Consider the following 25,638-nt stretch of genomic DNA (forward strand, 5'->3'; position numbering starts at 1 on the left):
AGGGCCAGGAGGCCCGCGGCGGAGCGGCGAACTCCCGGCAAGGGCGTCAGCAACCGCGTCTTCTTTTGTGGAGTCATAAGGTCAGGGGCTCGCGCGAACAGCGGGATGGTTCCGAGGGCCTGAAGCCCCCCTAGCAAGCCGGGCGCCATCCTCTGTCGGATTTTCATTCCCACCAAATCCGGGCACTTGCGCGGCTTGCCCAGCGTCCTTACGAGCGGCGTCCGGAAGGTGGATCCAGTTTCCAGAATCTGGAAGGCCTCCAGCGTCTCCGGCTGACGCGTCAGCGTGCGCCGTTGACGCGTCAGCCCTACCCCGCGCGTCCCCCCCAGAAACGCGAAAGGGCCCCCCGAAGGGAGCCCTGACTCAGCGTGTCACCACCCCGGGTGTCGCTAGAAGATCTCTTCCAGCCACTCGCGCATCCGGCCCTTCACCTTCTTGTAGACGTTGCTGTCCTCGCGGTTGCGGAACATGCGGCGGTCCATGTGACGCGCGCCGTAGACGACCAGGCCCACGCCCGTGGCGTACATGGGGCTCTTCACCACGTCCACCAGACCGCCAATGCCGCGCGGCATGCCCCGGCGCACCGGCAGGCCCAGCACCTCTTCGGCCAGCTCCGGCATGCCCGCGAGCAGTGTGGAGCCGCCCGTGATGACGATGCCGGAAGCGAGCAGGTCCTCGTAGCCGCACTTCTGGATCTCCCGGTGCACGAGTTGGAAGATCTCCTCCACGCGCGGCTCCAGAATCTCGGAGAGGATCTGCCGGCCCAGGACGCGCGGCTGACGGCCGCCCACGCTGGGGACCTCGATCGTCTCGTCCTTGTTGATCATGGACGCGAGCGCGCAGCCGTACTTCTGCTTGATGCGCTCGGCCTCGTGCGCGGGGGTGCGCAGCCCGATGGCGATGTCGCTCGTCAGGTTGTTGCCGCCCAGGGCAATCACGGCCGTGTGGACGATGGAGCCGCCAGAGAAGATGGCGATGTCCGTGGTGCCGCCGCCGATGTCGACGAGGCACACGCCCAGCTCCTTCTCGTCCTCGCTCAGCACCGCCTCCGCGGACGCCAGCGGCTGCAGCACGATGTCGGAGACATTGAGCCCGGTGCGGTTCGCGCACTTGACGATGTTCTGCGCGCTGGAGACGGCGCCCGTGACGATGTGCACCTTGGCCTCCAGGCGCACGCCCGCCATGCCCAGGGGCTCCTTGATGCCGCCCTGGTCGTCGATGATGAACTCCTGGGGCAGGACGTGGATGACCTCCCGGTCCAGGGGGATGGCCACCGCCTTCGCGGCATCGATGACGCGCGCGATGTCCGCCTCGCGGACCTCCTTGTCCTTCACCGCGACGATGCCCTGGGAGTTGAAGCCCTTGATGTGGCCGCCGGCGATCCCCGTGTACACGTGGGAGATCTCCGCCCCGGCCATCAACTCGGCTTCCTCCACGGCGCGCCGGATGGACGACACCGTGGCCTCGATGTTCACCACGACGCCCTTGCGCAATCCCTTCGACGGATGCGTGCCGATGCCGATGATGTCGATCCCGCTATCGGTCAGCTCGCCGACGATGGCGCAGATCTTCGTCGTGCCGATGTCGAGGCCGACGATGATCTCCCCCGACTTCTGCTTCGCCATGAAACCTCCCAGGCCCCTTCACTCTCGTGAAGGAAGCATCCTCACTGCGTCGAGCCCCCGCTCCTCACGGAGTCGGACCCGCTCGAAAGCCTCACCGCCACCCAACCCGGTCGGGCACGGTTATCCAGGCGAATGATCTCGGCCGCAAGCCCCCTTGTGCTGAGCTCGCGACGAACGCGCGCCAGCCGCTGGAGCTTGACTTCCGTATCGCCCGCGCCGAGGCGCACCTCCTGCCCCGTCGCCGTCACCAGCGCAAGCCCGCTGTTCTCCAGGCGCACCTCGGACAACCGCTCGGATCGCCCCGGCAACAGCCGTGCATAAGCACGGGTTACATCCAAAGCCTCGCGGAAGCGCGCACGCACCGCGTCCGCGTCCGCGACGTACGCATCGCGCTCCAACCCCGTGACGAGCGGCAGGTCCAGCCCGTCCCCAGGGGTGACGCGCTTGAAGGGCTCGCCCTCCTCGTCCAGCACGTACAGGTCGCCCAACACCGCCAGTGCCGCCGGCGCGTGCTCCGACACCTCCACCGACACCCCGCGCGGAAACCGCCGCGTCACCTCCACCGTGCGGACCCACGGGTGCTGCCCCATGGCCTTGGCCAGCGCCGCCGGCTCCAGCGACCACAGGTTCTGCCCCGCCGCCAGCCCCGACAGCTTGAGCAGCTCCGGGCGCGACGCCCGCTCCAGCCCGGTGAACGTCACCGACTCCAGCGCGAAGCGCGGAGACACCCGCGCCCAGGCGCGCAGTTCGATGCCGCCCCACACCAGCGCCGCCGTCGCCACCGTCAGCCCCAACGCCTTCGCCACCCGGGGCCCATGCGAGCGCACGGCGCCCTTCACCGCGGTGTTGCGCGTTGCGGCGTCCTGGTGCCGGCGTTTCTTGTTCTTACCGAAGGCCATGGGGAGGGATGCGCATGCTGCGTGCGGACACTGCTTGACGCCAGTTTTTGGCTACAGGCACGTCGCTGTAGCGGCCCGGACGGACACCCCGGCCCTGCAAGGGGCCGGAACTCCAGGGGACACGTCGCCGGCTCAGGCCTTGAGCGACGCGCCCCGGAGCAACCGCTCACACAGCGCCGGGAAGTCGATGCCCCGCCCCGCCGCGATTTTCGGCAGCAGGCTGGAGGCCGTCATTCCGGGCAGCGTGTTGATTTCCAGCAGGAAGACGTCGCCCGCTTCCGTGACGATGACGTCCGAGCGCGAGCCGCCCGAACACCCCAGCGCCACGTGCGCGGCGAGCGACACCTCGTTGACGCGGGCATAGAGGTCCGGCGGCAGGGGCGCGGGGAACAGGTACTGGGTGCCGCTGCCGGCCTTGTACTTGGCCTCGTAGTCGTAGAACTCGCGGGCCGCCTTCACCTCGATGACGCCCAGGGCCTCGTTGTCCAGCACGCCGCCCTGCACCTCGCGACCCTTGATGAACTGCTCCACCAGCAGGGTGCCCGCGTGCTTCGCGGCGTCCTCGACGGCGGCCGCGTAGTCCTCGCGCGTCTTGCAGATGTGCACGCCCACGCTGCTGCCCTCGCGGCTGGGCTTCACCACCACCGGGAAGGGGAAGGGCAGCCGGTCCGCCTGGGCCAGCGCCGCCTCCGCCGAGGGGAAGGCGCGGTAGGGGGGCGTGGGGATGCCGCGCGAGACGAAGATCTCCTTCGCGTACACCTTGTCCATGCCCACCGCGGAGGCCATCACGCCGCTGCCGGTGTAGGGGATGAACATGGCTTCCAGCAGGCCCTGGATGCAGCCGTCCTCGCCGAAGCGGCCGTGCAGCGCGAGCCACGCCACGTCCACCTTCTCCGCGATGAGGCGTGCGGGCAGGTCCTTGCCCACGTCGATGTCCACCACGTCGTAGCCCAGGCCCCGGAGGGCGCCCGCCACCGCGGCGCCGGTGCGCAGGGAGACTTCGCGCTCGGAGGAGAGGCCGCCGTACAGCACGCCCACGCGCTTGGCCTTCAACTCTTCCGGGGTGAAGCCACGGGAACCGAGGGTCATGGAAGGAACGCTCCGACGAACTTGACTTCGGGTTGCATGGAAACGCCCGAGGCCTCCAACACCCGCTGCTGCATCAGGGTGATGAGGCCCCGCACGTCGCGAGCGGCCGCGCCGCCCAGGTTGACGATCCAATTGGCGTGCAGCGTGGACACCTGCGCGCGTCCCAGGGTGTGCCCCTTCAGGCCGACAAGTTCAATCAGCCGCCCGGCGGCGTCGCCCGGCGGGTTGGTGAACACACTGCCGAAGTTGGGCTGACTCAAGGGCTGCGTGCGCTTCCTGTACCCCAGGTCCGCGTCCATCGCCGCCTTGCTGGCCACGACGTCACCTTTGGGAAGCACGAAGCGCACGCGGGTGACGATACCTCCAGGCGGCAGCGTGGCGTGACGGTAGGTGTGGGGCACCTGCGCTTTCGTCAACCACCCCACGCCGTCCGCCGTGGCGACCTCGATGGCCTCCACCACGCGGAAGCACTCGCCGTTCTTGGTGCCCGCGTTCATGGTCACCGCGCCGCCCAGGGTGCCGGGAATGCCCGCGAGGAACTCCGCGCCCACCAGCCCCTGCGCCCGCATCACGTTGACCAGCCGGGCAATGGCCGCGCCCGTCCCCAGCGTCACCCGCCCCTCGGCCGGGCCGACGTCCAACTCTTCCGGGAACAAATCCGAGGGCAGCTTGAGCGTGATGCCGGGCACGCCGCCGTCGCCCACCAGCGTGTTGGCGCCGCCGCCCAGCACCGTGACGGGGACGCCCTCGTCGCGGGCGAAGCGCAAGAGGTCCACCAGCGCGTCCGCGGAACGGGGACGCACCAGGGCCTCGGCCGGGCCGCCCACGCGCACGCTGATGAGCGGCGCCAGGGGTTCGCCCGGCTTCACGTCCAGGCCCGGCAGCCGCGCCAGGCGCGCCGCGAGCGGTGTGACGACACCCGCCTCCATCCCCTACCCGCCCTTCGCCGCGCCCATCAGGTTCAAGAGGTCCGGGCCCACCTGGGTGATGTCCCCGGCGCCCAGCGTCAGCACCAGGTCGCCTTCGCGCACGCGCTCCTGGAGCGCCTTCGCCACGTCCGCGCGCTTCTCCACGAACGTCACGTCGCGGTGACCGTGCGCGCGGATGGCCTCCGCCAGCGCGTCCCCGGTGGCGCCCGCGATGGGCTCCTCGCCCGCCGCGTACACGCTGGTGACGAAGAGCACGTCCGCGTCGTTGAACGACGTGGCGAACTCCTTCATCAGGTCGTGCGTGCGCGTGTAGCGGTGCGGCTGGAAGGCGGCCACCACGCGGCGCCCGAAGGCCCGGCGCGCACCCGACAGCGTGGCCATCACCTCCGTGGGGTGGTGCCCGTAGTCGTCCACCACGGTGATGCCACCCACTTCACCGCGCACGGTGAAGCGGCGCTGCACCCCGCCGAACTCCGCCAGGGCGCCGCGCACCGTCTCCAGCGGGATGTCCATCTCCTCCGCGATGGCGACGACGGCCAGCGCGTTGAAGGCGTTGTGCGCGCCCACCATGCGCACGCGGAACTCCCCCAGGTCCTCTTCGCGGCGGAACGCGCGGAAGGTCGTGGTGAAGCCATCCAGCGTGATGCCCTCCAGCCGGTAGTCCGCCATGTGCGAGCTGCCGTAGGTGACGAAGCGCTTCTCGATGCGCGGCAGCAGCGCCTGGACGTTGGGGTTGTCCAGGCACAGCACGTTGAGGCCGTAGAAGGGAACGCGGTTGCAGAACTCCACGAAGGCGGACTGGAGCGTCTCCAGGTCGCCGTAGTGGTCCATGTGCTCCGGGTCGATGTTGGTGACGACCGCGATGGACGGGTGCAGCTTGAGGAAGCTGCCGTCGGACTCGTCGGCCTCCACCACCATCAGCTCGCTCTTGCCCAGCTTGGCGTTGGAGTCGAGCACGTTCACCTTGCCGCCCACCACCGCCGTCGGGTCCAGGCCCGCCGCGGACAGCACCGTGGCCACCATGGACGTCGTCGTCGTCTTGCCGTGGCTTCCGGCGACGGCGACCGCGTACTTCAGGCGCATCAGCTCCGCGAGCATCTCCGCGCGCGGGATGACGGGAATCTTGCGCTGGCGCGCCGCCACCACCTCCGGGTTGTCCTTGCGCACCGCGGAGGAGATGACCACCACGTCCGCGTGCACCAGGTTCGCCGCGCGGTGGCCCTCGTACAGCGTGGCGCCCAGCTTCGCGAGCCGGCGGGTGATGTCGCTCTCGCGCAGGTCGGAGCCGGACACGCGGTAGCCCAGGTTGAGCAGCACCTCCGCGATGCCGCTCATGCCGATGCCGCCCACGCCCACGAAGTGCACGTGCGCCGCGTGGCGCGTCTTGTAGAGGCTGCCGGGCTTGTTGCTGACGGACTTGCTCATGCCTTGCTCCCGGGTGCCTTCTTCGAGTCCTTCGCGTCCTTCGACTCCTTGGGGCCTCGGTCGCGCCCCTGGGGCCCCCACGCCTGCGTCGTCAGGTCCACGCACACGTCCGCCAATTCCTTCGCGGCCGCGGGCCGGCCCAGGATGCCGGCCTTCTTCGCCATCTGCTTGAGCTTCGCCGGGTCCGTCATCAGCCCGCGCAGCGTCTCCGCCAGCTTCTGGCCGGTGAGCTCCGACTCACGGAACATCAGCGCCGCGCCCGCGTCCACCAGCGCCCGGGCATTCACCTCCTGGTGGTTGTCCGTCGCGTGCGGGAAGGGCACCAGGATGCTGGCCTTCTTGCACACCGTCAGCTCCGCCAGGGACGTCGCGCCCGCGCGACAGATGACCAGGTCCGCCTGGGCATAGGCGGAGGACATGTCGTCGATGAACTCCACCACCGTGGCCTGCGCGCCGAAGCCCTTGTCCGCGTAGCCCTTCTTCACCGTCTCCAGGTCGTTCTTGCCCGTCTGGTGGACGATGGACACCTGATCCTTCAGGTCGCCCAGCGAATCCAGCGCGTCCAGCATGCGGTTGTTGAGGCCGCGCGCGCCCAGGCTGCCGCCGAACACGAGCACGGAGAACTTCTCGTGCGCCGCGCTGCTGCGCAGGTAGTTGTCCATCAGCTTGCGGCGGATGGGGTTGCCAATCATCTGCACCTTGGCCTCGGGGAAGAACGCTTTGGCTTCCTCGAAGGCGGTGAAGACGACCTTCACGATGCGGCCCAGAATCTTGTTGGTGAGGCCGGGCAGCGCGTTCTGCTCCTGGATGGCGGTGGGAATCCCCATCATCCACGCGGCCAGCACCACCGGCCCGCTCGCGTAGCCGCCCACGCCCACCACCACGTCCGGCTTCTGGCGCGACAGGATGCGGAACGACGCGAGGAACGCCAGCGGCAATGCGATGAGGCCCTTGAGCAGGCCGATGAAGCCCTTGCCCTTGAGGCCCTGCACCTTCACGAACTCCAGCGGGTAGCCCTCCTTGGGAACCACCCGGGCCTCCAGGCCCCGCTCGGTGCCCACGAAGACGACCTCGTTGGCATGGTGGCGCGTGACGACTTCCTCCGCCAGCGCGATGCCGGGAAACAGGTGTCCCCCGGTGCCGCCACCCGCGATGAGCACCTTCACGCCGTCACCTCCCGCAGGTCCGTCGTCCCCGTCCGCACCGGCCGCGAGGCGCCCTGCGTGTTCGCGCTCAGCGACAGCAGCACGCCCGCGGAGCCCATCAGCACCACCAGCGACGTGCCGCCGTAGGACACGAACGGCAGCGTCAGCCCCTTCGTGGGCAACAGACCCATGGCCACGCACATGTTCACCGTGGCCTGGAACGCGATGATGGAGCTGATGCCCAGCCCCAGGTAGGTGCCGAAGGTCTCCCCCGCCGCGAGGCTCGCGCGGATGCCGCGCCAGAGGACGATGGCGTACAGGGACACGAGCAGGCCCACGCCGATGAGCCCCAGTTCCTCCCCCAGGATGGAGAAGATGAAGTCCGTGTGCGCCTCCGGCAGGAAGAACAGCTTCTGCCGGCCGTCGCCCAGGCCCAGGCCGGTGATGCCGCCGGAGCCAATGGACATCAGCGACTCCGCCACCTGGTAGCCCACGTCATGCCGGTGGGCCCACGGGTCCATGAACGCGAGGATGCGCTTCATGCGGTAGGGGCTGGTCGCGATGGCCACGAAGGCCAGGGGCAGCGCCAGCAGCACCGACCCCACCAGGTAGCTGAGCTTCGTACCCGCCGCGAACAGCAGCACGAAGAGCATGAACACCAGCAGCACGCTGCTGCCGAAGTCCGGCTGGAGCATGCACAGGAACACCAGGATGCCGCACAGCGCGAGGTGCGGCAGGAAGCCGATGGAGAACGTGGCCACCTTCTCCCGCTTCTTCGCGAGCGAATAGGACAGGTAGACGAGCCACGCGAACTTGGCGACCTCCGCCGGCTGGAGGCTGAAGCCCGGCAGGCGGATCCACCGCCGCGCGCCGCCCGCCGTCGTGCCGATGCCCGGAATCGCCACCAGCACCATCAGCACGATGGCCACCAGCAGCAGCGGGTACGCCAGCCGCGCCAGCCGCCGCCAGCCCAGCTTCATCATCACCGCCATGCCCACGACGCCCAGGCCCGCGGCCGCCAGTTGGCGCTTGAGGAAGTACAGGCTGTCCCCCAGCTTGTCCTGGGCGAGCACCGCGCTGGCCGAGTACGTCATGACGAGGCCCAGCGAGACGAGCGCCAGCACGGCGCACAGCAGGATTGGATCGAACCGCACGGGGGCGGTTGGAGGCGAGGTCTTCATGAAGGTCAGAGCGCTCCGACGAGGCGCTTGAACGTGTCGCCCCGGTCCTCGAAGTTCTTGAACTGGTCGTACGACGCGCACGCTGGCGACAGGAGGACCGTGTCCCCCTCCACCGCGAGCCCACGCGCCTTGGCCACCGCCGCGTCCAGCGTGCCGCAGGCGTGCACCGGGGCCTCGTTGGCGTAGGCCCGCGCGAGCGCGTCCGCGTCCTGGCCGATGGTGAGCACCCCCTTCACCTTCCCCTGCCCCGCCTCCACCATGGGCGCATACGGAGCGCCCTTGCCCTTGCCGCCCGCGATGAGCCACACCCCGCCCGCGAAGGCCTTGAGCGCCACCAGCACCGAGTCCACGTTGGTGGCCTTGGAGTCGTTCACCCACTCCACGCCGTCCAGTACGCGCACGCTCTCCAGCCGGTGCGGCAGGCCCGGGTAGCCATCCAGCCCCGCCTGCACCGCGTCCCGGGACACGCCGCCCAGCCGCGCGAGCAGCGTGGCCGCCATCGCGTTCTGCGCGTTGTGGGCGCCCCGGAGCGCGCGGTTGCGCAGGACGAAGTCCTCGCCGGAGAACTCCAGCCGGAAGCCGCCCTCCTGGGCCACCGCGAGCCCCGCCAGTCGGGGCGCGTCCGCCGCAGGGCGGCCCGTGACGCTGAAGCCGTACACCGGCACGCGCGCGGAGGCCGCCAGTTGCATCACCGCCGCGTCGTCCGCGTTCACCACCGCGAAGTCGCTGCCGGCGTGCTGGTTCATGAAGATGCGCGCCTTCGCCGCCCCGTACTCGCCCTGGTTCGCGTAGCGGTCCAGGTGGTCCGGCGTGAGGTTGAGGATGGCCGCGCCGTAGGGGCGCAGCGCGTGGATGCCCTCCAACTGGAAGCTGGACAGCTCCACCACCAGCGCGTCCCAGTCTCCGGGGGACATGGCGGCCTCCGCCAGCGGACGGCCCAGGTTGCCCCCCACGAAGGTCCGCTGGCCGCCCCGGGCGTACAGCTCCCCGGTGAGCGCCGTGGTGGTGCTCTTTCCGTTGGTGCCGGTGATGCCCAACAGCCGCGTGACGCGGGCCTGCTCCAGGACGCGCCCCGCCAGCTCGACCTCACCCCACACCGGGACACCCGACGTGCGCGCGGCCTCCAGCTCCGGCAGCGACAGCGGCACGCCCGGGCTCACCACCACCAGGTCCTGGCGGGTGAGCAGGCCCTCCGGCGTGGCGCCGGTGACGAGCGTCACGCCCTTCGCGTGAAGCTCCTTCACCACGTCGCCCAGAGCGTCCGCGGAGCGGGCATCCAGCGCCGTCACCTTCGCGCCGTGCTGGAGCAGCAGGCGCAGCGCCGCGACGCCACTCTTGGCCAGCCCGAACACCGCGACCTTCCGACCGGACAGCGAAGCGTTCATGGGCGGGACCGACCCCTTTGGGGACTAGCGCAGTTTCAGGGACAGCAGGGCCACGCCACCACAGAGGATGGCGACAATCCAGAAACGCACGATGATCTTCGGCTCGGCCATGCCCTTGAGCTCGAAGTGGTGGTGCACCGGCGCCATCTTGAACACCCGGCGGCCCGTCATCTTGAACGACGCCACCTGGATCATCACGCTCAGCGCTTCCGCGAAGAAGATGCCGTGGATGATGGCGGAGACCACCTCGTTCTTCGAGAACACCGCCAGCGCCCCCAGCGCGCCACCCAGCGCGAGCGAGCCGATGTCGCCCATGAACACGGACGCCGGGTAGGTGTTGAACCAGAGGAAGGAGATGCCCGCGCCCACGATGCTCGCGCAGAACACGGCCAGCTCCGCGCCGCCCGGCACCTGGAGGATGCCCAGGTAGCGGTACAGCGGCGTGGCGGTGAGGCGCGCGACGCCGTTCACCGTCTCCGTGTCCGCGATGTGCAGCGTGGTGCCCGCCACGTAGCAGAGCACGCAGAAGGTCACCGCCGACACGATGGTCGGCACGATGGCCAGGCCGTCCAGGCCGTCCGTGAGGTTCACCGCGTTGGACGTGCCCACGATGACGATCCACGCGAACACGACGTAGAACCAGCCCAGGTCCGGGTTGAACCAATGCGACGGCACGAACGGCAGGGTCAGCCGCGTGTCGATGAGCAGCGTGGGCCCGAAGGAGCCGTCCGCCTTCGTCCACGTGCACATGAGGCCGAAGATGGCGATGAGGAAGAAGACGGTCTGCAGCACCATCTTCTTGCGCCCGGCGAGGCCCTTGGAGTTGCGCTTGGACAGCTTGAGCCAGTCGTCCAGGAAGCCGATGAAGCCGTAGCCGAAGGTGAGGAGGATCATCACCCAGACGCCGCGGCTCTTCAGGTCCGCGAACAAGAGCGTGCCCGCCGCGATGCACAGGAGGATGAGCGCGCCACCCATGGTGGGCGTGCCCTTCTTCTTCTGGTGCGAGTCCGGCGTGTCCTCGCGCACGTTGCTCTGCCCGTGCTGCTTCAGGCGCAGCCGCGCGATGAGGCGCGGACCGATGAGCATCCCCAGGAGCAGGGCGAAGACGCCCGCGGCGATGATGCGGAAGGTCGGGTAGCGCAGGAAGTTGAGGACGCGCCCGGCCTCGGTGTTCTGGATGAGCTCGTACAGGAGGTACAGCACTTAGTGACTCCCTTTGGGGGCGGCCGTGCCCGTCAGGGCGGCCACCACGCGCTCCAGTCGCATGCCGCGACTGGCCTTCACCAGCACCACGTCACCGGGGTTGAGCCGGGGCGTCAACCACGCGACCAGGGGCTCCACTTCGGTGAAGTGCGCGGCGGATGCTCCCAGCTTCGCGCTCTGGTGACCGTCCTCGGACCGGGGCCCGAAGAACGCCACCAGCGACGCGTGCTTCGCGACGAGCGTGCCCAGCTTCGCATGCTCCTCCGCCTCGCCCGCGCCCAGTTCCAGCATGTCGCCCAGCACCGCCACCGCGCGTCCCCCCTGGGGCACCAGCGTGCCCAGCGTGACGAGCGCCGCCTCCATCGAAGCGGGGTTGGCGTTGTAGCAGTCATCCACCACCGTCACGCCGGCCTGCCCGTCCAGGATGTTGAGCCGCCGCGCGTACGGCCGCGCTGACTCCAGGCCCCGCACGCACTCCTCGGGGGAGTAGCCCAGGGCCAGCGCCGTCGCGAACGCCGCCGTCGCGTTCTGCGCGTTGTGCGGTCCCACGAAGTGCAGGCGCACCGGCCAGTCCTGCTGGGCGTAGCGGACCGTGGCCACCATGCCGTCGCGGCCCAGCGTCTGGATGCCTGTGAGCCGCACGTCGGCGGCCTCCGCGCGGCCAAACGTCAGGTGCTTCGCGCCACTGCGCGCGGCCTGGTGCACGATGTGCTCATCGTCCAGGTTCACCACCGCGGTCGCCTGGGGAAGCAGCTCGCGGAACAGCTCGCCCTCCGCCTCGGCCACGCCCTGGAGGCTGCCCAGCCCTTCCAGGTGCTCCGGTTGGACGACGGTGATGACGCCCGCGTCGGGCTGCACCCGGCGCGTCAGCCGCTCGATCTCCCCCGGCTGGTTCATCCCCACTTCGATGACCGCCGCCACGTGGGACGGCTCCAGCCGGAAGAGCGTCAGCGGGACGCCAATCTCGTTGTTGAAGTTGCCCTCCGTCTTCAGCGCCGGGCCTCGCGTGGCCAGGATGGCGCCCACCATCTCCTTGGTGGTCGTCTTCCCGTTGGAGCCCCCCACCGCCGCCACCGGGATGCGGAAGCGGCGGCGGTGCAGCGCGCCCAGGCCGCCGAGCGCGGCCAGGGTGTCCTCCACTTCGTACAGCGGGAAGTGGGCGGGCAGGGCTGGAAGCGCCCTGCCCTTCTTCACCACCGCCCCCGCGGCCCCGGCGCGCATGGCGCCGTCCACGAAGTCGTGGGCGTCGAAACGCTCGCCCTGGAGCGCCACGAACAGGCACCCCGGGGTGAGCGACCGCGTGTCGGTGCGGACGTCGGGAAACCCCGCAGGAACAGCGTCCCCGCGGCGGGTCGCCCCGGTCGCCTGCACCACCTCATCGTCGGAGAATCGAGCGGCCATGAAGGGGGGTGGCGTTCGGCCTGGTGGAGGTCAGCCCGGGATGCGGTTGGCCAGCGCCTTCGCGGCGACCTCGCGGTCGTCGAAGGCGTGCTTCTCGGAGCCCACCGTCTGGTAGGTCTCATGGCCCTTGCCGGCGATGAGGACGACGTCGTCGTCCTTGGCCAGGTTGATGGCCTGCTCGATGGCGGCGCGGCGGTCCGCGTCCACGAGGTAGCCCTTCTCCCCGACCTTCGCCTTGCCCGCGGAGATGCGGCGCAGGCCGCCTTTCTCCAGGCCCGGAGTCACCTCGGAGATGATGGCCTCCGGGTCCTCCGTGCGGGGGTTGTCGCTGGTCACCATCACCAGGTCGGCGCCCTCCGCGGCCACCGTGCCCATCAGCGGGCGCTTGCCCTTGTCGCGGTCGCCACCGCAGCCGAAGACGACGATGACGCGGCCCTTGGCCAGCGTGCGCGCCGCTTCGATGGAGCGCTTGAGCGCGTCATCCGTGTGCGCGTAGTCCACCAGCACGGCCGGAGCGGGACCGCCCCGGTGGTTCTCCGCGCGGTCCATGCGGCCGGACACCTTGGAGACCAGCTCGATGCCGCTCTTCACGTCCGCGCGCGAGATGCCCGCGCCCAGCGCGATGCCCGCCGCCAGGAGGATGTTCTCCAGGTTGTGGGGCCCGAGCAGCTTGCTCTTCACCTTGATGTCGCCCGCGGGCGTCTTCACGGTGGCCTCGATGCCCTTGAGCGAGAAGGTCGCGTCCGAGGCGGAGATTTCACCGGGCCCCAGGCGGCTGAACTTCCACGCCATGCGCTTCTGGCCGCGCAGCTCGTTGTAGATGCGGCTGGCGAAGGTGTCGTCGCCGTTGACCACCGCGGTGCCCGTGGCGGCCAGGTTCTCCGCGAAGAGCTTGCGCTTCACCTGGAAGTACTCCTCCAGGTCCTTGTGGTAGTCCAGGTGGTCGCGCGACAGGTTGCTGAAGCCCACGGCCTTGAAGGTGAGCCCGTGCACGCGCTCCTGCGCGAGCGCGTGGCTGGACACCTCCATCACCACGGTCTCCACGCCGGCATCCACCATCTCGCGGAAGATGCGGTGCAGCTCCAACGGGTCCGGCGTGGTGTTGGCCAGCTCCGTCGTCTTGCCGCCGAACTTGTAGCCCAGCGTCCCGATGACGCCCGGGGCCGGAGAGCCGGAGTACATGGCGGCCGTCGCGAGGATGGCCTCCAGGAGGTACGTCGTCGTCGTCTTCCCGTTCGTCCCGGTGACGCCCAGGAGCGTCAGCTTGTCGGCGGGGCGGCCGTAGAAGTTCGCCGCGATGAGGGCCAGCGCCTTGCGCGCGCTGCTCACCTTGAAGAACGGCACCTGCGAGGACTGCCCCTGCTTCTCGGACACCACCGCCACGGCGCCGCGTGACACGGCTTCACCAATGAACTGGGCCCCGTCTTCCTTCAGGCCGGGCACGGCGATGAAGAGGTCCCCCGGCTTCACGCGCCGCGAATCCTGCGTCACTCCCGTGACGTCAACCGCGGAACGGCCGCCCGAGGTCTGCTCGGCTCCACACCCTGCGAGGACATCCGTCAGCTTCATCTCTTCCCCTTCACACGCATTGCTGATGCGGGGCCTGGAAAGGACACGGCCTCATTGCCGCGTCGCCAGTTCCAGCGTCACCCGGGCCCCCTTCTCCACCAGCGCACCGGCGGGGGGGGTCTGAGACACCACTCGTCCACTGCCTTGCAGCTGTGGCTCCAACGCCGCGGCAAGCAACTTCACCACGGCTTCGCGTCCCGCCTGACCCTGGACGTCCGGCACACGCACCGTGCCGGGCTCCGGGGTCTCGGTCACCGCTTCCGCCAGGACGGCCCGTACCGGGACGGCCTTCGCCAGTGCCTTCGATGCCGGAGGGGGCACCGGAGGCGCGGCGGCCGCGGCCACCTCGGCGGGTGCCACCGTACGAGACGGGGGCACGGCCAGGTGGGCCATGGCGGCGGTAGCGATTTCCTTGAAGGCGGGGGCAGCCACGTTCCCCCCGTATACGTCCGTCTTCGGTTCGTCCACTACCACGAGAATCACCGCGCGCGGGGCCTCGGCCGGCACCATGCCCGCAAAAGACGCGATGCGTTTGTCGGAATATCCACGCGCGACGGGGTCCGCCTTCTGGGCGGTGCCCGTCTTTCCGGCCACGCGGTAGTCGTCCATGGCGCCCTTGGGAGCGGTTCCTCCCTTGACCATCACGCTCTCAAGCATGCCCACGACCTGCCGCGCCACCCTCTGGGAAACGACCCGGCGCAGCTCCGTGGGCTGGTTCTCCAGCAGCACCACGCCGTCCGGGTCCACCACCCGGGAAACCAGGTACGGGCGCATCAGCACGCCGTCGTTGGCCAGCGCCCCGTACGCCGCCGCCAGCTGCACGGCGGTGGAAGTCATTCCCTGGCCGAAGGATTGGGTGGCCAGGGAGATGTCCGATTTCGGAAACGGGATGACGCCCCGGCTCTCCCCGGTCAGCGCCAGGCCCGTGCGCTCCGCGAAGCCGAACGCGTGGTAGGCGGCGACCATCTTCTCGCGGCCCAGGGCGTCGGCGACCTTCGCGGCGCCGATGTTGGAGGACACCTGGAGGATGCCCTGCGGCGTCAGCCACCCGTGCGGGTGGGTGTCGTTGATGGTGTGGCGGCCAATGCGGAAGGCGCCGTTCTCACAGAAGGTCAGCGTCTCCGGGGTGATGACCTTCTCTTCCAGCGCGGCGGCCACCACGAAGGCCTTCATCGTGGAGCCGGGTTCGAAGGCGTCCAGCGCGGCGCGGTTGCGGATGGCGTTCTTCACGCCGTCCTCCGGCGTGTTGGGGTTGAAGCGCGGGTTGTTGGCCAGCGCCAGCAGCTCCCCGGTGCGCGGGTCCAACACCACCGCCATGCCGGCGATGGCCTTGGAGTCATCCACCGCCTTCGCGAGCGCCTTCTCCGCGACGTACTGGAGGTGGCGGTCCAGCGTCAGCGTCACCGCGGCGCCCTGGCGCTCCAGCGGATCCAACGCGCCCTGCACCATCAGCTTGCGGCCCTTGGCGTCGCGGAAGCCGGAGGTGCGCGCGTTCTGGCCGGACAGCTCGTCCTCGAACGCCAGCTCCAGGCCTTCCAGGCCGTGGCCGTCGGTGCCCACCATGCCGACGATGTGCGCGCCCAGCTCGCGCTGCGGGTAGAAGCGCTTGGGCTCCTTGGTGAAGCCCAGGCCCGGAAGCCCCAGCGCCTTCACCGCCTCCACCTCCTGCGGCTTCGCCTGACGCTTCACCCACGCGAAGCGCCGGGCGCGGCTGATGCGCGAGGCGACGTCGTTGGGGTCCAGGTGCACGGCCTTCGCGAGCAGCCGCGCCGCCTGCCGCACGTCGGGGAGCATGGACGGGTCCACCCAGATGGAGTCCACCTCCACGCTCTGGGCCAGGGGCGTGCCGCGACGGTCGAAGATGTCGCCCCGGCGGGCCGGGATGTCGATCTGCCGGACGTACTGGTCCTGCGCCAGGCCGCGCAGCTTCTCCTGCTGGAAGACCTGGAGGTAGACCGCGCGGGCGAACGCGGTGCCCAAGAGCACGAGGAACAGCCCGAACAGCAGCTGGACCCGCAGCTTGAGCCACTTCGCGTTGGATTCGGGTGCCCGCGCGCTCTTGAAGTCCCTCACCGCTGCGCACCCCGCTCCGCCACGCGCACGGCCGGCGCCGACGAACGGGCCTGCGCGGTGCGCGAGTCCTTCACGCGGTCATCGCCCACGGAGACCACCGCGCCGCCGCGGGGCATCGCCATGCCCAGCTGCTCGCGCGCCACGCGCTCCAGGCGGCCCGGCGCCTTGAGCGTGGCCAGCTCCAGCTTGAGCCGGTCGTTCTCCCGGGTCAGCGAGCGGCTTTCGCCCTCCGCGTTGGACAGCCGGTAGCCCATGTCCACCACCAGCACGCGGCTGGTGACGTGGAGGATGCCCACGGCGGCGAACAGCGTGAAGAGGAACACCGCGGGCAACAGGTGCATCAGCACGCCCGCCACGGACACGGTGTTGCGCGAGAGGGCCTTGCTCATCGGACTTTCTCCACCGCGCGCAGGTGCGCGCTACGAGAGCGGGGGTTGGCCTCGACTTCCGCGTCGGAAGCCGCGACGGCCTTCTTGGACACGAGGGCGAAGTTGCCCTGGCTGTTGCACACGCACACCGGGAAGCCCGGCGGACACGTGCACCCTCCCACCAGGGCCTTGAAGGCTTCCTTCACCTTGCGGTCCTCCAGGGAGTGGAAGGAGATGACCGCCGCGCGGCCGCCCACCTTGAGCAGCGACGGCAGGGACGCCAGGAGCGCGTCCAGCGCCTCCAGCTCCCCGTTCACCGCCATGCGCAGCGCCTGGAACGTGCGGGTGGCCACGTGGATGCGGTCGGGCCACGCCTTGCGGGGCACCGCGCGCTTCACCACCTCCGCGGCCTCCAGCGTGCGCTGGGGCAGCGCGCGCTTGAGCTCCCGGGCGATGGGCCGCGCGAAGGGCTCTTCCCCGTAGTCGCGGAGGATCTGCGCCAGGTCGCGCTCGTCGGTGATGGCGATGAGCTCCGCGGCGGTGGGGCCGGTGTCGCCCATGCGCATGTCCAGCGGGCCGTCCTTCATGAAGGAGAAGCCGCGCTCGGCCACGTCCAGCTGGGGCGAGGACACGCCCAGGTCCACCAGCACGCCATCCACGGGCAGCAGGTCCTGCGCGACGCTCGACAGCTCCGCGAAGTTGCCCTGCCGGGCCTGGAAGCGCGCGTTGCCGCCCATGCGGGCGGTGGCCGCCGCGAGCGCCACGGGGTCCCGGTCCACGCCCACCACCGTGGCGCCCCGGGCGAGGAGCGCTTCGGTGTGGCCGCCGCCCCCGAGGGTGCCGTCGAGGATGACCTTGCCCTCTTTCGGGAGCAGGACGTCCACCGTCTCGTGGAGCAGGACGGTCTGGTGGTGGAAGTCCACGGGGGTCAGGGGGTGCTCAGACGAAGGGAGCGCGCGCGAGCGAGAAGGCGGCCCGGGCATCGTTCATGTGCGGGTACAGCTCGAAGGTGTCGTGGGCGCCGGCCGCGCGGAAGATGGCGGCCAGGTACGGCGACAGCCCGGACAGCTTCACGTCCCCACCGGCGCGGCGGAACGCCTCCGTGCGGGCCATCAGCGGACGCACGCCCCGGTAGTTCAGGTGCGACACGTCCGCGAAGTCCACCACCACCTGGCGGATGCCCCGGTGCAGCTTGTGCATCAGGTCCTCGCACAGCTGGGTGAGTTCCTCCTCGCCCAGCTCACCCTCGAGCATGAGGGTCTCCACGCGCTCGGAGGCGGCCAGCGCCGCCCTGTTCCGTCGAACCTCCTGCACCTGGTCCATGCGCTGCCATCCTTCCGGAGGACTACTTGGCGAGAACTACCGGCTGCTGTCGACTTCCTGGCTACGGCTGGCGCAGTTCGCCCAGCACCCTCAACACGTCCTGGGAGGTGGCTTCCTGGCGCGCATCCGCCTGCGCCTTCGCCCAACCGTCCAGGCTCCAAAGTTCGATCACCTTCACCATCCCCGCCCACACCACGTCCTTCTCCAGCTTCGCGTACGTCCTGAGCGACGGCGGGATGAGCAGCCGGCCCAGCTTGTCCAACGGGCACTCCTGCGCGCTGGCCACGTACAGCCGCATCAACGTCTTGACCCCCGGCTCCATGGGGTTGCGCCGGGCGAGCGCGGTCTCCAACGCCTCCCACTCCCGCACCGGGTAGGCGTGGAGGCAGGGGTCCAGGGCCGTGGTGACGATGAGCCGCTCGTCGTAGGCGCCCACCAACGTCTCCCGGAGCTTCGCCGGGAGGCTGGTGCGCCCCTTCGCGTCGATCTGGTGCTCATAGACGCCTCGGAACACGCGGGACGATCCACCTTTTCAGCCCAGCACGGGTCGGACCACCACTCCTTCCCACTTCTTACCCCTCTGCGGCCGGCATACATACGCGCCCCCCCCAGGGGGGTCAAGAAACCGCAACAGGTTGGAACACCGCGCGCCCGCCGCCGGACATCCCGGAGGGCACATGCGGGGCGGCCTACCCCTGGAGGTGGGGCAAACTTGAGTTTTTCCGCTCCCAGGCTGAGAGTGGTGGCCGCGTGAGCACGAACGTTCGACTGAAGGTGGCCTACAAGACGCCGCAGTCGCTGGTCGGCGAGTACACCCGCAGCGTGGGCCTGGGAGGCGTCACCCTGGAGACGCGCAAGGCGCTGCCCCTGGGCACGCGCTTCACCTTTGAACTGCACGCGGGCGGCATGCCCCGTCCGGTGGAGGTGCTGGGCGAGGTCGTCAAGGTGGAGCCCCGCCCCGGCGAGCGCTTCCAGCTCACCATCCGCTACGACGGCTCGGAGGATCGCAGCGGCCTGGACGCGGTGCTCCAGCACATCTTCGCCCAGGAGGAGCAGAACGGCCTGCGCCGCTTCCCGCGCCTGCCGCTGCACGTGCGCGCGAAGGAAGGCGACCCCCGGGCCCCGAACTACTTCGTGCGGGACATCTCGCGCGGAGGCGTGGGCCTGGAGGTGGAGGCCCCTGCCCTGCCCCGCGAGGTCCAGGTGGGCGCGCCCTTCCTCCTGGAGATGGACATGAAGGAGGGCCCCCTGCTCCTGCACGGAGAGGTGGCTTGGACGTCATCGCTGCCGCGCAAGGGGACGACGGAGGCCGTCACCCCGGGCTTCGGCGCGACGTTCGGCCGGCTGCGGCCGGACATGCTCCAGCGGCTGGAAGCGCTGATGGCGCTGGAGCACCTGCCGCCCGGCCCCTGGCGGGCGCGGGTCAGCTTCGGGCTGGATGCCGTGTCGCGGATGCCCTGAACACAGGGCATCCGCTTCCAGCAGGGACTACAGCGGGTTGTAGGGGTAGCCGCCCGCGTCTTCCAGGCCCGCGACGATGGTCTCGCGCAGCTCCGCCGGGTCGTACGCCGTGAAGGCGTCCAGGGCGGAGAGCCGCTTGAGCTCCAGCGCGAGCACGTCGCCCTTGAGCGTGGCGCACAGCGCGCGGCGGGTGCGCTCGAAGGCGCGCGTGGTGGACTCCATCGCGTACAGCTTCACCAGCGCCACGCGCAGCGGATCCTGCACGCCGCTGGCGGCGGACTGCCGGGTGCGCGTCACCATGGAGTCCAGCGCGTAGGCGTCCATCACCACGTCCGCCAGCGCGGCCATGACCTCCTGGTGCTTGTCCAGCTCCGTGCCGAACGTCTCCGCGGCCAGGCGCATGCCGTGGATGGCCAGGTGCTTGGCGCACTCGGCGGCGACCTCTTCGTTGGCCAGCGCGTCCTGACGGCCCGCGCGGGGACGCTCGCCCCGGTTCAGCTCCTCCGACACGGAGCGGGCCTGGGCGAACAGCGGCAGGTCGCCCTTCACCGCGCGCTTGAGCAGCATGCCGGTGATGAGCATGCGGTTGATCTCATTGGTGCCCTCGAAGATGCGGTTGATGCGCGCGTCGCGGTAGGCGCGCTCCACCGGGTACTCCTCGATGTAGCCCGCGCCGCCGTGCACCTGCACCGCGTCATCCACCAGGAAGTTCAGGGCCTCCGAACCGAAGACCTTCATGATGGAGGCCTCCGTGGCGAACTCCTCCATCGCGGCGATGACGTGCGCGTCGTAGTCCGCGTCCGAGCGCTCCTTCGCGGCGAGCCGTCCGTCCACGAGCCCCGCGGTGCGGTACGTCATGCTCTCCACCGCGTAGACGAGCGTCGCCATGCGCGCCAGCTTCTCGCGGATGAGCGGGAACGTGGCGATGGGCGCCTTGAACTGCTTGCGCTCCTGCGCGAACTTGAGCGCGTTCTGCAGCTGCAGCTTCATGCTGCCGATGACGCCCGCGCCCAGCTTGAGGCGGCCGTAGTTGAGGATGTTGAAGGCGATGCGGTGGCCCTTGCCCAGCTCTCCCAGCAGGTTCTCCGCGGGCACCTTCGCGTCCTCGAAATAGAGCGGACAGGTGGACGAGCCGCGAATGCCCATCTTGTGCTCTTCGGGGCCCACGGTGAGGCCGGGGGTGTCCTTCTCCACGATGAAGCCGGTGAACTTGTCGCCGTCCACCTGCGCGAAGACGACGAACACGTCCGCGAAGGCCGCGTTGGTGATGTACAGCTTGGAGCCGTTGAGCACGTAGTGCTGGCCGTCCGCCGTGCGCACCGCCTTCGTCTTCGCCCCGCGCGCGTCGCTGCCGCTGCCCTGCTCCGTCAGCGCGTAGGCCGCCACCCACTCACCCGTGGCGAGCTTCGGCAGGTACTTCGCCTTCTGGGCCTCGTTGCCGAACCAGACGATGGGCAGCGTGCCGATGCCGGTGTGCGCGCTGGACGTCACCGACCAGGAGCCCAAGAGGCTCATCGCCTCCGCGAGCAAGAGCGACGTCGTCTTGTCCAGCCCGGTGCCGCCGTAGGTCTCCGCGATGTCCACGCTCAACAGGCCCAGCTCACCCGCGCGGCGCAGCAGGTCGCGCAGGAGCGCGTTGTCCTTGCCCTCGATGCGCGCGGCCTGCGGCAGCACCTGCTCGCGGCAGAACTGGAGCGCCGTCTTGAAGAAGAGTCGCTGCTCCTCGGAGAAACCCTCCGGCGTGAGGATGCGGGTGGCGCCCACCTCCTGGAAGAGGAACGTCCCACCAGCGAGAACATCCTGGGGACGGGCAGCGGGCTCGGTTGCGGCGACCATCTACGACCTCCGGGAGGGACAGCGCCCTCCGTATCCAGCGAAAAACCAAGGCGCGGCACTGTAGAGCGCGCGACACGCCGGGGGTAGTAGCGACACGGGCGCGACACCTCAAGCGGATGCGCTTCCTTCCCCCGCCCCCATCCGCGCGCGCCCGGCCGGTGGGCGGGAGGCTTCGCTGTCCGTGATTACGGGGAACCCGCGTCCCGCGCGCCCGCGGGTGATGGCCGGGGCAGCGGATAGACGAGGCAGAGCGTGTCGAAGAGGGGCTCCTCCGGCGCGACGTACGTGCCCCCGAGCGCCCGCGCCACCTGCGCCACCTCCGTGCCGAAGGAGGGCACGAGGCACAGGTCGTCCGACGTGGTGAAGCGCCCCTTGAGCCGGGCAAGCTCCCGACGGAGCGTGGCGATGTCCTGACGCCCGCCGCGCACCGGCACCGTGGGGCCGTTGCGGTCCGGCCCCGGCAGCTTGCCCACGCTCGTCGTCAATTCGAAGCCGTCCGCGCGCTGGATGATGCGCAGCTTCCCGGGCGCCACCTCCTGGAGCCACGCCCGGAAGCCGTCCTCGTCGCGCAGCACCACGCGGTAGGCCACCGGCGCGTCCGGGTGCTGGAGCCACACGGAGGCGGCCTTGGTCTGGAGCACCGCCAGGAGTTCGGACACCTGCGCGAGGAACGTGTCGGCGTCGCCGATGACGAGCAGCACGCCCTTGCCGCCCACGCGTTGCGCCAGCCGCGCGGCGTCCACTTCACTGGCGGGAACGAAGGATTCCGCGCCCAGTCGCACCGCGTCTCCCGACATTTCCAGCCGGAGGACGTCTTCAGGCAGGGGCTCCCCGAAGACCGGCGCGGACACGGGCGCGATGACCGCGTCCGCCCACGTCCCCGCATCCCTGGGCGCCACGGGGGACGCCACCGGGCGGGCGGCCTCTCCAGGAGGAGGGGGAGGCACGGGAGCCGGCGACGGGGCCGGCGGCGTATCGCGGCAGGCGCCCAGCGCCAGGCCACAAAGGATGAGCAGCAACCAGATGACGCGTTGAGAGGAGGCTGGCGAGCGCAGCGGAAAGTTCCACTCCGGGCGGCTGAATGGGCTCATGATAGCTTCTCGCGATTTTCCCGGTGGACTCCCAGCAGGAGCCGATTCGAACGTGCCGCAGCCTTCCGCGGGCCTCCAGTTCGGAAAGTACAAGTTGCTCGAGCGCATCGCGACGGGCGGCATGGCGGAGATCTACCGCGCCCGGATGACGGCGGTGGCGGGCATCACGAAGCCGGTGGTCATCAAGAAGATCCTTCCCGGCTACGCGGACGACAGCGCGTTCGTGTCGATGTTCATCAACGAGGCGCGCATCGCGCTGGGGTTGTCGCACGGCAACATCGCGCAGATCTTCGACTTCGGCGAGGTGGAGGGCGAGTACTTCCTCGCGATGGAGTGGGTGGACGGCCATCCGCTCTCGCACGTGATGCGCCGGGCCCGGGACAAGGGCCTTACCGCGCTGCCGCCGCCGTTGGCGGTGCTCGTCGCCATCGACATGCTGCGCGGCCTTGCGTACGCGCACACGCGGCTGGACGACAACGGCCGGCCGCTGCACATCGTCCACCGCGACGTCAGCCCGCAGAACGTGCTCCTGTCCTACGAGGGGCAGGTGAAGCTGGTGGACTTCGGCATCGCCCGGGCCCGGCTCGCCGGACGCAGCGAGACGAAGAACGACGCGGCCAAGGGCAAGTACGTCTACTTCGCGCCGGAGCAGGCCCGGGGCCAGCCGCTGGACGCGCGCACCGACGTGTTCGCCGCCGGCACGGTCCTCTACGAGATGCTCTGCGGGCGCCGGCCCTTCGAGGGCGCGCTGCCGGACGTGCTGCGAAAAATCTCGCAAGGTGACTTCCCCCGTCCGCGCGAGTGGACGCCGGGCATCCCCGCCGCGCTGGAGCGCATCCTGCTCACCGCGATGGCCACCAGCCCGGAGCAGCGCTACCCCACCGCGCAGGCCTTCGCGGAGGCCCTGGCGCGGCAGCTCCACGTCACCGCGCCGGACGTGTCCCAGAGCGAGCTGGGCCACTTCATGGGCTACCTCTTCGAGCCGGAGCTGGTGGACGCCGGCCGGCCCGTGCAGCTGCCCCGGGAGTTCATCGCCAAGGTGGGCCGCTGGAGCGGCGTGGCGGAGCCGCCCCCGGTGCAGACGCCGCCGGACTCGCCCCGACACCCCACGCCGGTGCCGCACGGAGAGCCCCGGGGCGACGTCATCACGCAGCCCCTGCCGCCGCAGCCGTTGCCCACACAGGCCCCGTCGTCGCCCCTGCAACCCGCGTGGCCCCGCACGCTGCGAGGCTGGGCGCTGCGCGGCGCTCCGGTGGTGGCCGCGCTGCTGGCCATGTGGATGGGCCTGCTCGTGGGAGGCACGAACTCCTTCGCGGTGGAGCTCAGCTCCTCGCCCGCGGGCGCCACCATCCGCGTGGACGGCCGGGAGCTGAAGGAGACGACGCCCACGCTCGTCACCCAGCTCCAGGCGGACACCGAACACATGCTGGAGGTGTCGCTGCCGGGCATGGTGCCCTGGAACCAGCGCGTGAAGGCCGAGCGCGGCACCACGCTCGCGGTCCATGCCCGCCTGACGCCGAAGCGCCCGGCGGCGGCGCGAGCCCTCACCCGCCTCGAGTCCCCCGACGCCCTCTATCGCTCCGGCGGGCCCTTCATGCTCAGCGCGGACGCGCATGCCTTCCGCGTGCCCCCGTCCGCCGCGGCGCGCATGCGGTTGGATCCCTCCCGCACGTACGGCCTGCGCGCCAACGGGCACGTGTCGCTGGGGGGACCGATGCCGGTGACCCAGGCGGCGTACTTCCTGGAAGGAGGCGCGGCCCTGCCCGCGCGCGACAGCTTCGGCGTGGTGGGCACGGACGAGGTGCTGGTGCAGAACGCCTCCGTCCTCTACGTGTTCCTGTGGGACGGGCGCGCCTACGACAACCGCGGCGCCCTCCAGGTGCACGTGCGCGAGCAGGCCAGCGGCGCCATCACCACCCTGCTGCTGGACGCGCGTCGCCACGCTGTCTCGCTCCCGCCCCACGAAGGCTTCACGCTGCGGGAGCTGGATGCCTCCACCACCTACCGCGTCGTCGTGCGGGCCGCCGCGGATCCGGCGCGCACGCGGGGCTTCAGCGGCGGCGCGGTGGATCAGGTGCTCGCGCTGCACGGCGAGGGGGACTCCCCGCTCACCGCGCCCGGCACGCTGGAGGTGCTGGAGGTCAACCGGCCCACGGTGATTCGGGGCGCGCGCTGGCTGCGGCTCGCGTTCCCTGACGACGACCCGGACGACAACACCGGCGGCCTCACGCTGGAGGTCACGCCGGTGGCGCCGCTGCACCAGTAGCGCGCCACGGGCCGCTACAGGGCGCAAGCGACCTGTTGCCGAAAAATTGATCATCCGGGCGTCGCCCCTACCCTTGCGCCGCAACGGAGGACGCTCATGAAGAAGCTGACGGCGGTGCTGGCGCTGGGAATCGCGGTGGTGGGGACGGTGGGACTTTCCGCCCGCGTGGATGCCCAACCTGGAGGCATGGCGGACGAGGGACCGACCGATGCCCAGATCGACGCTGTCCTGGACGCCCAGGCACACGAGGTCATGGGCCGGTTGTTGGAAGCACAGCGCAATGCCGCACGGATGACAAAGCTTCCCCGGTAATCTCGTGGCATCCGGCGGGGCACGGTGCTACGACCGGCGCTCGCTTCGGTGCTCATCACACCCGCCCACGAGGGGGCCATGCCAGAAGGGTCCGCTGCACTCCAGCTCCAGGTTGGAGACCGGGTCGTCTACCCCAACCAGGGGGTCTGTCGCGTCGCCGCCATCGATGTGAAGGAGGTGGCGGGGCAGAAGCTCACGTTCGTCACCATGCGCCGGGAGGAAGACGGCGCCGTCGTCATGGTGCCGGAAGGCAAGATCGTCTCCATTGGCGTGCGCAAGGTCGCGAGCGTCGCCGACGTGGAGGAGATCTATTCCTTCCTGCGCTCGGACAGCGACAAGGCCGACCTGGATTGGAAGCAACGCGCGCGCACCAACCTGGACCGCATGACCCAGGGCGGAATCCTGGGCCTGGCGGAGGTCGTCAAGGGCCTCCAGGTCCTGAGCGAGCTGCGTCCACTGCCCACCAAGGAGCGTGAGCTCTACGACAACGCCCGGCACCTCTTGGTGTCGGAGGTCGCCGCCGCGCTGGGCACCGCCGAGGCCAACGCCGAGGACTCCATCGACATCGTCCTCTTCCCGCCCGGCCGCGAGCGCCCCAAGCGCACCGCCGCCGAGTTCGCCCGGCCCGGAGGCGACGAGGACGACATGGACCTCGACGGCGACCTCATGGGCTTGGAGGGCGGAGAGCTGGACCTGCCCTCGGACGAGGAGCCGCCGGCCGAGCCCGAGGAGGAGTCCGCCGAGGAAGGTTCGGAAGAGGAAGGCGAAGCCAGCGAGGAGGGCTCCGACGAGGCGCCCAAGAAGCGCGGCCGTCCGCCCAAGGCCAAGCCCGCCGACGAAGGTGGCGAGCCCGCCGCCCCGAAGAAGCGCGGCCGCCCGCCCAAGCCGAAGCCCGAGGTGGCGGCGGAGAGCGCTGAACCCGCCGCCCCGAAGAAGCGGGGTCGTCCGCCCAAGGCCAAGCCGGCCGAGGACGAGTGAACCGCAGGACCTTCCGGCCCTCCCGGCCGCCCGCGTCGCGTCAGTCCGCGCGCCCGGCACCGCGAGGGCCTTCCCGCCG

22 protein-coding genes are annotated in these 25,638 nt (G+C 70.3%); 4 read left to right on the forward strand and 18 right to left on the reverse strand.

The annotated features are described in order from the left end of the window. Positions 1 to 389: 389 nt before the first annotated feature. The 16 genes from ftsA to mraZ all read right to left on the reverse strand — a co-directional run bounded on the left by ftsA (position 390) and on the right by mraZ (position 18,129). Positions 390 to 1,625, reverse strand: a complete 1,236-nt coding sequence (gene ftsA, locus D7X74_RS06330; protein ID WP_120532012.1) for a cell division protein FtsA — start codon at positions 1,623 to 1,625, stop codon at positions 390 to 392. Between the two features lie 41 nt (positions 1,626 to 1,666). Next, positions 1,667 to 2,524: a cell division protein FtsQ/DivIB gene (locus tag D7X74_RS06335; protein WP_120532013.1), complete on the reverse strand. Its 858-nt coding sequence runs from the start codon at positions 2,522 to 2,524 to the stop codon at positions 1,667 to 1,669. 132 nt (positions 2,525 to 2,656) lie between these two features. Then, the gene (locus D7X74_RS06340) at positions 2,657 to 3,613 is read right to left on the reverse strand and encodes a D-alanine--D-alanine ligase (RefSeq protein ID WP_120532014.1); all 957 of its coding nucleotides are present in this window, start codon (positions 3,611 to 3,613) and stop codon (positions 2,657 to 2,659) included. Further along, complete coding sequence (murB, locus tag D7X74_RS06345) at positions 3,610 to 4,542, reverse strand: UDP-N-acetylmuramate dehydrogenase (RefSeq protein WP_120532015.1); 933 nt, start codon at positions 4,540 to 4,542, stop codon at positions 3,610 to 3,612. Before murB ends, D7X74_RS06340 begins: the two co-directional genes overlap by 4 nt. Before the next feature lie 3 nt (positions 4,543 to 4,545). Next, positions 4,546 to 5,967: a UDP-N-acetylmuramate--L-alanine ligase gene (murC, locus tag D7X74_RS06350; protein WP_120532016.1), complete on the reverse strand. Its 1,422-nt coding sequence runs from the start codon at positions 5,965 to 5,967 to the stop codon at positions 4,546 to 4,548. Further along, positions 5,964 to 7,133: an undecaprenyldiphospho-muramoylpentapeptide beta-N-acetylglucosaminyltransferase gene (murG, locus tag D7X74_RS06355; RefSeq protein ID WP_120532017.1), complete on the reverse strand. Its 1,170-nt coding sequence runs from the start codon at positions 7,131 to 7,133 to the stop codon at positions 5,964 to 5,966. The genes murC and murG overlap by 4 nt, the downstream gene beginning before the upstream one ends. Further along, a complete protein-coding gene (gene ftsW / locus D7X74_RS06360) occupies positions 7,130 to 8,293 on the reverse strand; it encodes a putative lipid II flippase FtsW (RefSeq protein ID WP_120532018.1) in 1,164 nt (387 codons plus the stop codon). The genes murG and ftsW overlap by 4 nt, the downstream gene beginning before the upstream one ends. A 5-nt stretch (positions 8,294 to 8,298) precedes the next feature. Beyond that, positions 8,299 to 9,678, reverse strand: a complete 1,380-nt coding sequence (gene murD, locus D7X74_RS06365) for a UDP-N-acetylmuramoyl-L-alanine--D-glutamate ligase (protein ID WP_120532019.1) — start codon at positions 9,676 to 9,678, stop codon at positions 8,299 to 8,301. 24 nt (positions 9,679 to 9,702) lie between these two features. Then, positions 9,703 to 10,881 (reverse strand): phospho-N-acetylmuramoyl-pentapeptide-transferase, encoded by a 1,179-nt coding sequence (gene mraY, locus D7X74_RS06370; RefSeq protein ID WP_120532020.1) that lies wholly within the window; start codon positions 10,879 to 10,881, stop codon positions 9,703 to 9,705. After that, on the reverse strand, positions 10,882 to 12,282 hold the full coding sequence (murF, locus tag D7X74_RS06375; RefSeq protein ID WP_120532021.1) for a UDP-N-acetylmuramoyl-tripeptide--D-alanyl-D-alanine ligase: 1,401 nt from the start codon (positions 12,280 to 12,282) through the stop codon (positions 10,882 to 10,884). Between the two features lie 30 nt (positions 12,283 to 12,312). Further along, positions 12,313 to 13,851, reverse strand: coding sequence for a UDP-N-acetylmuramoyl-L-alanyl-D-glutamate--2,6-diaminopimelate ligase (locus tag D7X74_RS06380; RefSeq protein WP_120532022.1), 1,539 nt, complete (start codon positions 13,849 to 13,851; stop codon positions 12,313 to 12,315). 51 nt (positions 13,852 to 13,902) lie between these two features. Next, on the reverse strand, positions 13,903 to 15,924 hold the full coding sequence (locus tag D7X74_RS06385; RefSeq protein ID WP_120532023.1) for a penicillin-binding protein: 2,022 nt from the start codon (positions 15,922 to 15,924) through the stop codon (positions 13,903 to 13,905). Continuing rightward, positions 15,921 to 16,313, reverse strand: a complete 393-nt coding sequence (gene ftsL, locus D7X74_RS06390; RefSeq protein ID WP_120532024.1) for a cell division protein FtsL — start codon at positions 16,311 to 16,313, stop codon at positions 15,921 to 15,923. The genes D7X74_RS06385 and ftsL overlap by 4 nt, the downstream gene beginning before the upstream one ends. Then, positions 16,310 to 17,224 (reverse strand): 16S rRNA (cytosine(1402)-N(4))-methyltransferase RsmH, encoded by a 915-nt coding sequence (gene rsmH / locus D7X74_RS06395; protein WP_120532044.1) that lies wholly within the window; start codon positions 17,222 to 17,224, stop codon positions 16,310 to 16,312. Before rsmH ends, ftsL begins: the two co-directional genes overlap by 4 nt. A 7-nt stretch (positions 17,225 to 17,231) precedes the next feature. Then, positions 17,232 to 17,615 carry an STAS domain-containing protein gene (locus tag D7X74_RS06400; RefSeq protein ID WP_120532025.1) on the reverse strand — a complete coding sequence of 128 codons (384 nt, stop codon included), beginning with the start codon at positions 17,613 to 17,615 and terminating at the stop codon, positions 17,232 to 17,234. Between the two features lie 61 nt (positions 17,616 to 17,676). Beyond that, entirely contained in the window at positions 17,677 to 18,129 is a 453-nt protein-coding gene (gene mraZ, locus D7X74_RS06405; RefSeq protein ID WP_120532026.1) for a division/cell wall cluster transcriptional repressor MraZ, read from the reverse strand. A gap of 236 nt (positions 18,130 to 18,365) precedes the next feature. Between mraZ and D7X74_RS06410 the strand changes: the two genes are divergently transcribed. Continuing rightward, positions 18,366 to 19,076, forward strand: coding sequence for a PilZ domain-containing protein (locus tag D7X74_RS06410; RefSeq protein ID WP_120532027.1), 711 nt, complete (start codon positions 18,366 to 18,368; stop codon positions 19,074 to 19,076). Between the two features lie 27 nt (positions 19,077 to 19,103). Here the strand turns inward: D7X74_RS06410 and D7X74_RS06415 are convergent, their stop codons facing one another. Then, on the reverse strand, positions 19,104 to 20,912 hold the full coding sequence (locus D7X74_RS06415; RefSeq protein ID WP_120532028.1) for an acyl-CoA dehydrogenase family protein: 1,809 nt from the start codon (positions 20,910 to 20,912) through the stop codon (positions 19,104 to 19,106). A gap of 185 nt (positions 20,913 to 21,097) precedes the next feature. Next, positions 21,098 to 22,003: a hypothetical protein gene (locus tag D7X74_RS06420; protein WP_120532029.1), complete on the reverse strand. Its 906-nt coding sequence runs from the start codon at positions 22,001 to 22,003 to the stop codon at positions 21,098 to 21,100. Positions 22,004 to 22,055: 52 nt separating this feature from the next. Between D7X74_RS06420 and D7X74_RS06425 the strand changes: the two genes are divergently transcribed. The 3 genes from D7X74_RS06425 (at position 22,056) to D7X74_RS06435 (ending at position 25,559) form a co-directional block, all read left to right on the forward strand. Then, on the forward strand, positions 22,056 to 24,269 hold the full coding sequence (locus D7X74_RS06425; RefSeq protein WP_120532030.1) for a serine/threonine-protein kinase: 2,214 nt from the start codon (positions 22,056 to 22,058) through the stop codon (positions 24,267 to 24,269). 96 nt (positions 24,270 to 24,365) lie between these two features. Then, positions 24,366 to 24,581: a hypothetical protein gene (locus D7X74_RS06430; RefSeq protein ID WP_120532031.1), complete on the forward strand. Its 216-nt coding sequence runs from the start codon at positions 24,366 to 24,368 to the stop codon at positions 24,579 to 24,581. 78 nt (positions 24,582 to 24,659) lie between these two features. After that, entirely contained in the window at positions 24,660 to 25,559 is a 900-nt protein-coding gene (locus tag D7X74_RS06435) for a CarD family transcriptional regulator (RefSeq protein WP_120532032.1), read from the forward strand. The last annotated feature ends 79 nt before the right edge of the window (positions 25,560 to 25,638 follow it).

Source organism: Corallococcus sp. CA047B (assembly GCF_003612065.1).
Lineage (GTDB): Bacteria > Myxococcota > Myxococcia > Myxococcales > Myxococcaceae > Corallococcus > Corallococcus praedator.

Excerpts from the sequence above, each read along its gene's own strand:
- ftsA (WP_120532012.1), bottom strand. The coding sequence starts at position 1,625 with ATGGCGAAGCAGAAGTCGGGGGAGATCATCGTCGGCCTCGACATCGGC.
- D7X74_RS06335 (WP_120532013.1), bottom strand. The coding sequence starts at position 2,524 with ATGGCCTTCGGTAAGAACAAGAAACGCCGGCACCAGGACGCCGCAACG.
- D7X74_RS06340 (WP_120532014.1), bottom strand. The coding sequence starts at position 3,613 with ATGACCCTCGGTTCCCGTGGCTTCACCCCGGAAGAGTTGAAGGCCAAG.
- murB (WP_120532015.1), bottom strand. The coding sequence starts at position 4,542 with ATGGAGGCGGGTGTCGTCACACCGCTCGCGGCGCGCCTGGCGCGGCTG.
- murC (WP_120532016.1), bottom strand. The coding sequence starts at position 5,967 with ATGAGCAAGTCCGTCAGCAACAAGCCCGGCAGCCTCTACAAGACGCGC.
- ftsW (WP_120532018.1), bottom strand. The coding sequence starts at position 8,293 with ATGAAGACCTCGCCTCCAACCGCCCCCGTGCGGTTCGATCCAATCCTG.
- murD (WP_120532019.1), bottom strand. The coding sequence starts at position 9,678 with ATGAACGCTTCGCTGTCCGGTCGGAAGGTCGCGGTGTTCGGGCTGGCC.
- murF (WP_120532021.1), bottom strand. The coding sequence starts at position 12,282 with ATGGCCGCTCGATTCTCCGACGATGAGGTGGTGCAGGCGACCGGGGCG.
- D7X74_RS06380 (WP_120532022.1), bottom strand. The coding sequence starts at position 13,851 with ATGAAGCTGACGGATGTCCTCGCAGGGTGTGGAGCCGAGCAGACCTCG.
- ftsL (WP_120532024.1), bottom strand. The coding sequence starts at position 16,313 with ATGAGCAAGGCCCTCTCGCGCAACACCGTGTCCGTGGCGGGCGTGCTG.
- D7X74_RS06400 (WP_120532025.1), bottom strand. The coding sequence starts at position 17,615 with ATGGACCAGGTGCAGGAGGTTCGACGGAACAGGGCGGCGCTGGCCGCC.
- D7X74_RS06415 (WP_120532028.1), bottom strand. The coding sequence starts at position 20,912 with ATGGTCGCCGCAACCGAGCCCGCTGCCCGTCCCCAGGATGTTCTCGCT.
- D7X74_RS06420 (WP_120532029.1), bottom strand. The coding sequence starts at position 22,003 with ATGAGCCCATTCAGCCGCCCGGAGTGGAACTTTCCGCTGCGCTCGCCA.
- D7X74_RS06430 (WP_120532031.1), top strand. The coding sequence starts at position 24,366 with ATGAAGAAGCTGACGGCGGTGCTGGCGCTGGGAATCGCGGTGGTGGGG.
- D7X74_RS06435 (WP_120532032.1), top strand. The coding sequence starts at position 24,660 with ATGCCAGAAGGGTCCGCTGCACTCCAGCTCCAGGTTGGAGACCGGGTC.